The organism is Legionella saoudiensis, assembly GCF_001465875.1.
Lineage (GTDB): Bacteria > Pseudomonadota > Gammaproteobacteria > Legionellales > Legionellaceae > Legionella > Legionella saoudiensis.
Genome location: NZ_LN901324.1, coordinates 1,549,921 through 1,562,032, shown reverse-complemented (window position 1 = coordinate 1,562,032; position 12,112 = coordinate 1,549,921). Strand labels below are relative to the sequence as shown.

Sequence of the window (12,112 nt, the reverse complement as noted above, 5' to 3'; positions counted from 1 at the left end):
TAATAAAAAATGAGCATAGTTAAAGTACGAAATATTTTTCTGATTGGGCCTATGGGTGCTGGAAAGAGCACAATTGGTCGTGCTTTGGCAAAGGAGCTCAAATTAGAATTTTTTGATTCAGATGAGGTCATTGAAGAGCGCGCTGGTGCAGATATATCTTGGATCTTTGATATTGAAGGCGAGGAAGGATTTAGACGCCGTGAACAAAAAGTTATTGATGAGTTAACGCAAAAGACCAATATAGTTTTGGCCACCGGTGGCGGTGTTGTCATTACGCCTGAAAATAGAAATGCACTTGCTGGACGAGGGACTGTTATTTACCTCAAAACGTCATTGCAACAACAATTTGAGCGAACCAAACGTGATACTAAACGCCCCCTGTTACAAACAAATGACCTTGAGGGACGATTAGAATCACTAAGAGATGAGCGTGAGCCATTCTATGATGAGTTAGCCGACGTAAGTTTTGAAACAGATAAATTAACAGTTAAAGCGGTGGCAAATAATATAATCAAATATATTTATGGCGAACTTTAAGGTTTATGAACAGGTTGATGTTTCATTAACCGGGCATAATTATTCCATTAATATATGTCGCGATGGTTTGGACTGTATTCCTTGGTTGCGAACCTTCGTGAAGTCCTCACAAGCCCTGATTGTCACAAACTGCACTGTTGCTCCACTATATTTAAGCTACATACAATCCGCATTGAGCGGAATTCAATGCGATGTAGTCATTTTAGAAGATGGAGAACAGTATAAAAATCAAGATAGTTTGTTTGCCATTTATGATGCATTAATTCAAAATAAACATCATCGCGATACCACAATCATCGCCCTAGGCGGTGGAGTAATTGGCGATATGGCTGGTTTTGCTGCCGCAACCTATCAACGTGGAGTTGGTTTTATTCAAATACCAACTACCTTATTAGCCCAGGTTGATGCTTCGGTTGGAGGAAAAACTGCAATTAATCATCCTCAAGGTAAAAACTTGATTGGTAGTTTTTATCAGCCGCAGGCTGTGCTAATTGATATGGCAACGTTAGATACTCTACCTGAACGAGAGTTTCGTGCGGGTATTGCGGAAATAATTAAATATGGCTTGCTGGCAGGAGGCAATTTTTTAGCACAATTAAGCCAAACATTAAAGCAAGGTTTGAGTACGAGGAGCCCAGAGCTGCCACAGCTTATTGCTACCTGTTGTCAGATTAAAGCTCGTTTTGTTGAAACGGATGAGAGAGAAAGAGGGCAACGTGCCTTATTAAATCTTGGGCATACCTTTGCGCATGCTTTGGAGGCTTACACTCAGTATCAGCAATGGTTGCATGGGGAGGCTGTTGCTATAGGTTTATACTGTGCTGCAGTGTTATCTCATAAAATCGGTTTGATTGATGAGCCGCTCGTTAAATTTATTGAACAGATGTTACGTGATGCGGGTCTTCCTCATAAAATTCCAGCGACGATTGATTTGCAAAAGTTAAGAGCGCTGATGAGTTTGGATAAAAAAATTAAAAATAGTTGTTTACGTTTTGTGCTGATTAGAAATCCAGGAGATTGTTATCTGGAAGAACAGGTAACAGAAGATAGTTTATATGATACGCTGAGTGTTGCAGTAGAAGGAGAGTAAAAATGAGGGATGGATTGTTTCAATCTGAGTTAGCAGCGGTGATACAACCTAGAACATTGTTAAAGCCAGAATCGTGGTTGTCAAAGATTGAGTTCATTAACCATTTGATTCTTTTTAATAATACGCTAATTACCGTATTATCTGAAAAATCTGGAGGTAAAACCTCATTTGCTTCACTACTGCAAGAGAATTTGGACCCGCAAATAAAACCCTTATTAATCACCATAAAAGCCCCCTGCAACCGCGAAGACATTATCAGCAGTATTGCTGAACAGTTTCATTTAAAACAAGATGAGCATACCGATATGTCTTCTTTGGTAGCGCAAATTAATGAGCGCAGAGCACACGTGTTGCTGTTAATTGATGAGGCGCAACATTTACCAGAAGTCTTTATTAAAGAAGTAATGCTTGCAATTAAGAACCAGGAGAATTTTAATTTCTTCCATCTGTGTTTATTATCCGATTACTCGATTGTTGCTGCGTTAAATAGCTTTTCAGCGTCATTCTTTAATGGTTTAGTGCATACCATTGAGTTGGGTGCATTAACTGAGGCAGAGACGAGAACTTATGTTCTTGAGCGGGCTACCGCTTCCCGTTTGATTACTAAACCGCTTTCTGAAGCTCAGCTTAAAAAAATTTACCAGCTAACTAAGGGAAATGTAGCCAAGATCAATTCGAGTTTAGAATCATTTATTTTTAACTGTAGCAATAAAAAAGAACTCACAGCTTTTGATATAGTGAAAAAATTTGGTATCCCTATAGGAAGTGCAGCGCTTTCTACACTGTGTTGTTTGTTTATTGCTAAGACTTTTAACCAAGAGCCTCCTGCCAGTAAGATCACTGCTTCAGTCACTAAATCTGCTCAATCAGTAGTATTAGCAAGTCAAATTCCTTCCTGGCAAGATTCAGCTACGCGAGAATTAATAAAACATTCTTTGGCAGCCCAACAAAATTTAGATTTGATCAGTAAAGAGGCAAATGGAGCAACAATTGCCATTGTGGAGCAAGCAAAGCGGCATGCTAAGATTGAGCAGAAGAAAGCAGGGATTGCTAAGGCTTTGGAAGAGAAGTTATATACGATCCAACTAGTTGCCAGCACTGATAAAATTGATATGAAACGCTACATCAAAAGTAATAAATTACTTTATTCTACTGCGAAGCTAAACCATTACACAGAGCATAATGTTGTTTGGTATGTACTTACAATCGGCGAATACAGTAACATGACTGATGCTCAGCAGTCTATTAAGAAATTGCCTCCCTCATTGAAACGGCTTAACCCATGGGTACGTCCTCTTGCTACATTAGGGTAGCCTCGCTTTTGTCCCTGGCTCGACTTATTGGCCAGGGATACAATCTACGTAAGCGTCACGCTGTATGTATTGTATTAAAAAAACTGCTGTCATTGCGAACAAAGTGAAGCAACCCAGTACTGAGTCTGAACGAAGCATCGTTCTGGGTTGCTTCGCCATGGTTACAATGTGATTCTTAAGATCTTCCAGTCTTATTAACATTTGGCAGCGTATTAGATAAAGAATCATTTTCATCAGGTTCCGGAGTTTCAGAAAAGAATGTAATAGCACTAGAGCGTCTTTTTTTAGCTGCAGGTGCTTCCCCTGGAAATGCCTGCTCTAAATCTTTTCCCATATTCTTTCTTTTGGGCCTATTGGGAGGATTTTCAAAATCAAAATCTACATCCATACGTTCTGGGGCTGAGGCTGTTTCAGCGGCATTTCTGATATGCTTTACTAAGCTTTGTTGTTGATTTTCATTTAGTAACTGCTCAAGGTATTTACCCGGTTCTACTCGCCTAGACAGGTGCTCCTCCGTCAATAGACCTTGAGCAGCCAATTTGTGCAATAACTCGAACTGTTTATGTTTAACAAGAAATTTGAGAAGGGATTTAGTATCTCTCTTTGTTCTAACTTCTTCATTTAAATCTTCTGCCGTTAATAGCTGAAGTTCGACTAACTTAGCTAATGCGGGAAATTCTTTTTTTTCTGCAAGTTCTAATACGCTAATGGCTTTTCTCTCTAAGAGCGATTTAATTAAATCTAATTCTTCGGCTTTAAAGAGCAAATCTAGAGCGGTTTTTCCTTTATAAATCCCGCTTCCGGCTTTGGCCATGAAGTGCTCCGTTTTGAGGAGCTGCTGATCGAGTAATTTCAGAAACAAATCCTTTTGATTATTCATGATTAAAATAAAAACAGTGTTTTTTTGATAATTAGTTCCTGAACCTATTTTATCACTTAAATGTTCTGAGCGAATTGCGTTTTCTGCTATTAATAAGGCCAAAATTTCCCATTGATTATCTACAGCAAGTTGTGTGCTCGTTATTGCCTTATTTCGAAAAAGTTGTTTGATTAGTTCTATTTTTTTCTGAGCGTGTATTATTGAGTGCATATCAATCGTCATTAAAGGACTATAACGATCATTAAATGTCTTAATAAGTTTTTCTGCTTGAACTATGAAATCAGCGGACCATTCTACGGCTTCTTTCCCTTTAAACAAGGTTTCTTGAGCAAACTTGAGATCCAGATTCATTTGCTCGGTTAAATAGCGAATAACAACTTGGGGAGTGAGTTGACTATTTAAATAGGTTACCAGTTCATTGACGTATTTTTCAGCGCCAGGAGTTTTTACATTATCATTTCTTTTAAGGACTCCATAGCTATCTGCTACAAGATCATAGAAGGCATTAACAAGGTGTATTTCATTACCTGCTTTGATGTTGATACGTTTTAGTTTGATAAAATTTAATATCTGCTGTTGAAGTAGTTTCCTTTTAGCTGACTCTATAGTTTGCTCAAGACCTGTTGCAGCTTTTAAATCATCTTTAGCGTCAATAATATTGGTTAATGTTCCATCGCCACATACTACAATCCCTTCTTGAAAGTTCATTAACACATTTTTTTTATTATCAAGAGAAATTCGTTCATCAAGCAATAAAATGTATAGTTCTTCTAAAGACTTTTTACCTTCATCAAAAAGTAGAGCAGCACGAATACTAAAAAAGTCTTCCGCAGCAAATAAACGATAATAAAATAATCTAATTGCCGATATTCCTTGAGGATCATCGGTTCTAACTCGTGTTACTGGAACATTATTCGCTACGCACCATTTTTTTATGTCGACCAATAGACGCTCGTATTGGTGCTGAAATGACGGATATGAGGGGCTTGCTTTAAAAGCTTGTAATTGAGCATTGGTATCAGGATCTCCTGTAGCCTCGAAGTAGATCGGTGGCTCACCATTATATAATGCGGATATCTGTTGGGTATTAACTGGTTCTATAAAATGGTTCTTTTAAGAAAGCGAGTATCGAATGAAAAATTAGGCATAAGAAACATTATTAATGTGTATTTGATTTAATTTTAAACCAAAAGGGCAAGAAAAAAAGTTTTTATTATTTTTTTAATTGGGAATTGCCCATTGAGCAATATTTTGAATTAGAATATTTGCCATTACTATTACAGCGAAGCAACTAAGCGAGCTTGCTTCGTCCTACTAAGTTCTTTGGGAGTAAGGAAATTTACATACATCAAGTCGATTTAATTTGCTCAATACGCTCATTTGCTGCCTGATATATTTTCTTAAAGCGGGTAAAAAAATCTTCCATATCTAATGCTTTTAATGAATGTTCCGTAATGCCAAGAGGGGTTGTTACGCCTGCTCGTAATTCAGCAAAAGAGTAGTTCGATTGTTTGGCTAAGACTGCGGCGCCACTTACTACCTCAACGGTTATTTTTTCGGCTAATTCTGCGGGAATATTTTGACTGACAGCTGCTTTTTGGAGTGCTTCCATAAATAAAAATACATAAGCTGGAGCACTGCCAATGGCAGCAGTAAGGGGGTCTAAAAGCTGTTCTTTATCCACCCAGAATGTAGAGCCTACTGCGTTAAAGAGTGCCTCAGCTATTTTTTTATGGGTACCATGGGCATATGAGTTTGCAAAAAGGGCAGAGGCCCCTTGGCAAAACTCCATTGGAGTATTGCTCATAACGCGAATGATGCTTAAATCAGGGACTCCTAGCCACTGGGCAATCTGTTTGATTTCTGTTACCCCAGCTAGTGAAATAACAAGTGGTTTTTTCATTTGCACTTTAGCGGCGATTTCTTGACACACCTCCTGCATAAATTGAGGTTTTACCGCTAAGATGAGTACTTCGGCTGCATCGACTGCCTCATTATTGCTGGCTGCAGGGATAACGTTCAGCTCATCCACCAAGCGATTTAATTTATCTTGGCTACGATTACTGACTGTAATGGATTGAGCAGAATAGCCGCTTCTGATGAGCCCACACAGCAAAGCGCGGCCAAGATGGCCTGCGCCGATAAGCGAAATAGATTGTTGATGGTCCATTTTTTACCTAAGCGTATTGTTTAAATATTTTCTTAGCACTTTCTACACCAGGCTGATCAAATGAGTTAATATTCCAAATTACGCCTTGCACAAAAATTTTATGTTCATACAAGGCAATGAGTGCACCCAGTGTTTTAGGAGAGGAGTCTGCTAAGGAAATATGATTTACCGGAATTTCCCCATGCACATAGCTGAACGGATTGTCCTCGGTAGTAACCCCTTGGGTGAGGACTTTTCGGTGTCCTAAACACATTTTGTTAATGGGTTCCTGATCAAAGGTTTTAACGCTGATTAAATCTGCAGCAATTTTGCGTGTTCCCTGGCACAGTAATTGATAATAACTATGTTGTGCATGATTTCCTGGACCACCCCAAATAATAGGGCCCGTATCATAATTAACTCGTTGTCCTTGTTTATTGACTGATTTGCCATTGCTTTCCATATCCAGTTGTTGCAGATAGGGAACCAAGTATTTTAAATCTTCTGAATAAGTCAGCATTAATAAGTTATTGCTATTCAAAAAGTTAATATTCCAAATGCCTAGTAAGGCTAAAAGTACGGGAAGGTTTTTGGAAAATTCAGTAGCTCTAAAATGCTGATCCATGCTGTTCGCGCCATCAAGTAGCGCTGAAAAATGCTCATAGCCTATCGCAATACAAGTAATTAAGTTAATTGAGGAACATACGGAGTAACGGCCACCAACCCAATCCCAAATGGGGAGAATTTGCTTAAAGCCTAACTCACAAGCCTTTTCTACGTTCGCGGTAACTGCAATAAAATGTTTGTCCCGGTGCTGATCCTGGTTCATCCATGCCAAAGCTTTTTCCATGTTATATAACGTTTCGGGTGTGGTGAATGATTTAGAAGAGACAATGAATAGCGTTGTTTCTGGATTTAATTTGGCGCTGACGCGTGCAAAGGAGTTCGGATCCACTTCAGCAACAAAATGAAAACTTAATTGATTTGTAACGTAATCACTTAGAGCGTCAATGCAAAAAAAGGGGCCAAGCATGGAGCCACCAATTCCTAAATTAACTACATCTGTAATGGGTTTACCTGTATAACCCAACCATTTTCCTTCTCTAATTTGCGTGGAAATCGCCTTCATTTTGTGACGCACATCAGTAACATCAGAAACGACATTGTGGCCATTAACATAAATTGCTTCCTGCTCTTGAGCGCGTAAGGCGGTATGTAAGGCGGGGCGATTCTCTGTATTGTTAATGTTTGCGCCTTCCATTAGATCACGCATATGCTCTGCTAATTTGCTTTCATGAGCAAGTTCAAGAAGCAGGCTTAGTATTGATTCACTAATGGGTTGTCCGCTGTAATCCAAGCTTAAGTGTTCGCTTGAGACGCAAGCGTTTTGGGGTAAGGACGATTGGGGTAAACTCGCGGCACATCCTTTAAGCTTTTTCCATGAATTTAGTTCAGTTGGGCGATTCATTCATTCTCTCTCGTTATTTATATTGCCGAAGACTATGGGTAACAGCCCCTGGTTTTTCCCTGTATTTAATCATAACTTTGCCAATGGCACAGTAGTTTCTACCCAGGTTTCGATGTTAATCTATGCAAGTTAACAGCAAATGCTATAGATTTTACGGATTATTTTTAAACTATGCACTTAAAATCTGTTAGTTCAGGTGGTTTTTCCGATATTTTTTAAATAGGTGGTTGTAATAATGTATTCTTTGGATTGGCCGCGGGTTTATGGGGTGCCACAATCTACGGCACATTTTAAGTACATACCTGAAGATTTTCAGGTTAATGAGTTCTTTGATACCCCCTTTAGTGGTCAGGGTGAACATATTCTTTTAAGAATAGAAAAAAGCGGTTTGAATACCGAAGAGGTAGTAAAGTCGCTGGCTTCCTTAATAAATAAGCCTATTAAAATGATTAGCTATGCTGGATTAAAAGATCGCCAAGCATTAACTACCCAATGGCTAAGTGTGCACGCTCCCGGTGAGGAAATCCCAGGAATTGAGCAACTTTCAGCACCGGGGTGGCGTATTTTGGAATCTACACGTCATCATAAAAAGCTTAAGCCGGGATTTTTAACAGGCAACCAATTTGTTATTCGTTTGCGTGATTTGACTAATGAGCCAGCTTTTCTGCAGCGTGTAGAGGAGATAAAAAAAACAGGCGTACCGAATTACTTTGGTGAGCAACGATTCGGTCATAATGCAGGCAATCTAAATAAAGCCGAAGAGATGCTGGTACAGGGGCGTAAAGTTAAAGATCGCTTTCGTAAAGGAATGTATTGCTCGGCTGCACGCTCCTGGATTTTTAATTTAATTTTGGCGCATCGTGTCCGTGAGCAAAATTGGAACATCCCTTTAGCAGGTGATGTGATGCAACTGAGTGGTTCCAAGAGTATTTTTGTTATTGATGAGGTACAGGAAGAGTTAATCCAACGTATTTGCAATAAAGACATTTCCCCAGCTAGTCCTTTGCCCGGAAAAAGTAAAGGTAAAATCCAAGGAGAGGCCTCAGTACTGATTAATAACATTTATGCGGAATGGCAATCTTGGGTGGCCGGACTGGAACGTTTAGGCTTGGAAGAAGCTTGGCGAGCGAATATTCTGCATACAGAACAATTTAATTGCGTTATCCAAGATGGAGGCGCCGAGCTGTCATTTATTTTACCAGCAGGGGCTTATGCGACAGCGGTATTACGGGAGTTAGTTTTATATTAATGAACCTTGTCTCCACCGATAATAATTCGGCATGAGGCACCTGGTAGTTTATGCCTCATGCAGGAGATCCCGTTGGCGTCCTAAAATTTGGAAATACTGGATCAAAACTCAGTCTGAGAAGCTATAAAAAACTTTAGGGGACGCTGCCTAGCTTTTTCGCAATTAATTCAATAAATGAAACTGTTTTTTTAATCCATAGCCTGACGGCTATGGGGCTCGTCCCAACCCAATGTAGCACAATTAAATTAATATTAAACATACCATGAGTTTGCTTTATTTTTTATCTTTTTGTATTTAATTTAAACTCATTTAGTGCTTGAAAATAAATAATATTATGCTTTTTTTGGCACTTTGCTTTCTGTTAACTATACTCAATTTAAAGTTGTGGTGATAAAGGAGTATCGTTCCATGAGACAGAAGGGTTCTATTACAAAAGCTGTATTTCCAGTAGCGGGGTTTGGTACACGTTTTCTCCCTATCACTAAAACAATTCCAAAAGAAATGTTGCCTGTTATTGATACCCCATTAATTCAATATGCCGTTCAAGAAGCCATCGACGCAGGAATTAATGAGCTTATTTTTGTGACCAGCCAAAATAAAGTAGATATTGAAGATTATTTTGATAAAAATACGGATTTAGAAAATAAATTAAGCCAGGATGGAAAGTCACAATTACTTTCATTAATTCATCATATTTTACCTCCGAACGTAACTAATGTGTATTTACGACAAGTCGATTTGTTAGGTCTTGGACATGCGATTTTATGTGCCAAAAAATTAATTGGTAACGAACCTTTTGCTGTGATTCTTCCTGATGATTTGATGGAGGAGCCTAATAGTTCCTGTTTAAAAAATATGATTTCCTTGTATGAGTCGAATGAGGATATCTCTTGCGTTTTAGCTACGAAAGAGGTGGACCCCAGCATGCGTCACCATTATGGAATTGTTGCTTTACGAAGCAATGACCCTGATGAAACTAAGGTGGAGGCGCTCATTGAAAAGCCGATGGCAAATGAAATTGATTCAAATTTAGCGATATTGGGCCGTTATATTCTTCCACCCGAAATTTTTAGCGTATTAGAAAAAAATACAATAACGAAAAATAATGAATTGCAGCTTACGGATGCCATTCATGGCTTACTTTCGCGAGAAAACGTTCACATCTATCGTTTTAATGGCACGCATTTTGATTGTGGTTCAAAAATTGGCTATATCAAAGCGAATGTGACTTATGCATTGAAACGTGCTGAATTAGAACAACCTTTCAAAGAGTTTATAAAACAAGTAGCTCAGGATCTAGAGTAAGCCTGGATGCAAGCAACTAATGGCACTTCCTTAAGCTCAAGCATGAAGTGTAGACTGGTGCTGAGCATCGCGAAGCCCAGCATGGATGTGGCATTGAGCCTCGGCGCTGGGCTTTGTTGCACTCAGCGCCAACCTACAAAATCCCTTAAGTAAGTGCCATTAGCTGCTGCAAACAACCAGGAGTTTTCATTAGAGAACTACTGTTAACTGAGCATCTGCAGTTTCTAATCTATCTAATAAATCTCGGGTACGTGTACTGACATATCCTGCTTTAGATAGCCCAAATACCGTATGTCCAGATAGTGCGGTTGGAAAATCAATTTTAACTTTTTCCACCGCTTTAGCCACACTCATCGTATATGAGTTGGTTATCAGGGCATTAAGCGCATCCATTTTTATCTGTTTTAAACCCTTGTTAGGATAAGGCCAGCAGCTATGAATTTCCTTAAATAAACAACTGATTGCTTCATTAACCTCGTTCAATTGCTCAGGGCTTAATGATGATTTTTTGTCTAACACATTGTCGCTTACTGTAGGCTCCTCAGTTGGAGGAAACATCCCAATAGAACCTGAAGAGGATTGTCTTTTGGGCGGAATTGGTTCAATAACGGGAACGTCAATGTCAACGGGTGAGGAGGGGAGGGTTTTTGGTTCAGTAGATGGCTCAGTATTAGTTACTGGAGTACCCTGATTTGTTGGATTTGGAGTATTTACCGGTACTGGTGGGGGAAGTACTGCATCCTCCGTAGATACCTCAATGCCATCGTGCTCGTTTTGTTCCACAGGGTTTGCTATTACAATAGGAGGGGTATCTGTATTGGTTGGCACTGGTGTTGGTACTTTATCCGAGTCCTCGGTTTTTTCTGCACTGCTGCTTGGTATAGTATCCACCGAAGTAGCCTCCTTTTGTTGTGTTGCTTGCGCAAGTTGGGCTAAGTTGCGCTCCACAATATTGGCAAAAGCTTCTGGATTAATACCATAGCTGTTTAAGGGGGCAGTTGATACCGTGCCTATATAGGCTTGTAATGTTTTCCCAGGATTCGTTCCTAAAGTATGAGAAGCAGATTGCCAGTGTTCACCGACATCGCTTAGCCCATAGATTACATTACTGCTTGAAGGATTATAAATAGCGCAAGATTTTCCTTCTGTATTCATCAAATAATCGGCAACAGCAATGATATCCTTAGTTGTACGGGCTACGTTAGTCGGATTTTTTGCATTTTTTAATGCGCGCTCAAAAGCATCTTTATGGTCATCCGCATTATAAATAATATTTAGGCTCGGATATTCTTGAGCGACAGCCATTAGTGCACTAAAGTGCATCTCAGGGCTACCTCCATGATGGCCTAACCCCGCGGCAGGCATCACTATGTATTCACGTTGTTCAGAAACGGCTGCATTAAAGAGGTTACGATACATGCTAGTAATAAATTTTAATTGCTCGTCTTTCTCTTTTAGTGCTTTACTGTGGTCGCTATTCAGATTAAGTTTGGGGCTAGAAAGGAGAAGAATGGCTGGGGCATTGGAATTAATGCTGGCACTGGGGCGAGCGGTCGTATGGGCTCTTCCATGGCTACTTACACTGGTAGTTACAAGTAAATCAATTTCTTGCGCATGGCAGACGGCAACAGCAAGGTTTTCCCAATCAATTTTGTTATTTTCTGCAGGTAGCTTTTTCTGCTGTGTTAATTTTTCCACTAATGTTTTTTGATAATGCCCCAGGGGAAAAATACTGGTATCTACATAAATTTTAGCACTGCTAAATAGACGGTCTATACGTTCTCCACTGAGGGTTAAGGTACTTTCCGGTGCACTTGGAGTAAAACTCGATACTTTTATTTGCGAGTTACCTGTTGTTTTTATATCTTTTTTAGCAGTAAGTAAGACGTGTTTATCATAAGTTTCAGGACCACCAAGGGCTGCGATAACTTGTTGTGACGGCTTGGAGGCAAAGGGAATTTTATAGGTGTGGCCGTTGCCTAGGGTTTTGTGTGATTTTGAAAAACTGCCAATTTCTTTATTTTCATTAATCGTTTTAACTAAATCTTTTAAGCCTGTCATAAACACCTCTCCTTAGATTGTGGAATAGAACATGGTACTACCCACTTTTTCATTAACGTC

9 protein-coding genes are annotated in these 12,112 nt (G+C 39.4%); 5 read left to right on the top strand and 4 right to left on the bottom strand.

The features are described from left to right. The first annotated feature begins 9 nt into the window (after positions 1-9). The 3 genes from aroK to BN3124_RS15720 are packed head-to-tail and all read left to right on the top strand — an operon-like array spanning position 10 to position 2,940. Complete coding sequence (gene aroK / locus BN3124_RS15730) at positions 10-537, top strand: shikimate kinase AroK (protein WP_040534720.1); 528 nt, start codon at positions 10-12, stop codon at positions 535-537. After that, positions 524-1,627: a 3-dehydroquinate synthase gene (gene aroB / locus BN3124_RS15725; RefSeq protein WP_058535708.1), complete on the top strand. Its 1,104-nt coding sequence runs from the start codon at positions 524-526 to the stop codon at positions 1,625-1,627. The genes aroK and aroB overlap by 14 nt, the downstream gene beginning before the upstream one ends. Before the next feature lie 2 nt (positions 1,628-1,629). Further along, positions 1,630-2,940 (top strand): AAA family ATPase, encoded by a 1,311-nt coding sequence (locus tag BN3124_RS15720; protein WP_058535707.1) that lies wholly within the window; start codon positions 1,630-1,632, stop codon positions 2,938-2,940. 175 nt (positions 2,941-3,115) lie between these two features. Here the strand turns inward: BN3124_RS15720 and BN3124_RS15715 are convergent, their stop codons facing one another. The 3 genes from BN3124_RS15715 to pgi form a co-directional block, all read right to left on the bottom strand. After that, on the bottom strand, positions 3,116-4,573 hold the full coding sequence (locus tag BN3124_RS15715) for a hypothetical protein (RefSeq protein ID WP_149865284.1): 1,458 nt from the start codon (positions 4,571-4,573) through the stop codon (positions 3,116-3,118). Between the two features lie 595 nt (positions 4,574-5,168). After that, on the bottom strand, positions 5,169-5,990 hold the full coding sequence (proC, locus tag BN3124_RS15710; protein WP_058535705.1) for a pyrroline-5-carboxylate reductase: 822 nt from the start codon (positions 5,988-5,990) through the stop codon (positions 5,169-5,171). A 7-nt stretch (positions 5,991-5,997) separates the two neighbouring features. Beyond that, entirely contained in the window at positions 5,998-7,437 is a 1,440-nt protein-coding gene (gene pgi, locus BN3124_RS15705; RefSeq protein WP_058535704.1) for a glucose-6-phosphate isomerase, read from the bottom strand. 235 nt (positions 7,438-7,672) lie between these two features. On the opposite strand from pgi, the gene truD reads away from it, so the two are divergent. After that, on the top strand, positions 7,673-8,686 hold the full coding sequence (truD, locus tag BN3124_RS15700; protein ID WP_058535703.1) for a tRNA pseudouridine(13) synthase TruD: 1,014 nt from the start codon (positions 7,673-7,675) through the stop codon (positions 8,684-8,686). Between the two features lie 408 nt (positions 8,687-9,094). Continuing rightward, positions 9,095-9,991 carry a UTP--glucose-1-phosphate uridylyltransferase gene (locus BN3124_RS15695; RefSeq protein ID WP_058535702.1) on the top strand — a complete coding sequence of 299 codons (897 nt, stop codon included), beginning with the start codon at positions 9,095-9,097 and terminating at the stop codon, positions 9,989-9,991. 189 nt (positions 9,992-10,180) lie between these two features. Here BN3124_RS15695 and BN3124_RS15690 read toward each other — a convergent pair whose 3' ends face one another. Next, complete coding sequence (locus BN3124_RS15690) at positions 10,181-12,052, bottom strand: hypothetical protein (protein WP_058535701.1); 1,872 nt, start codon at positions 12,050-12,052, stop codon at positions 10,181-10,183. Between the last annotated feature and the right edge of the window lie 60 nt (positions 12,053-12,112).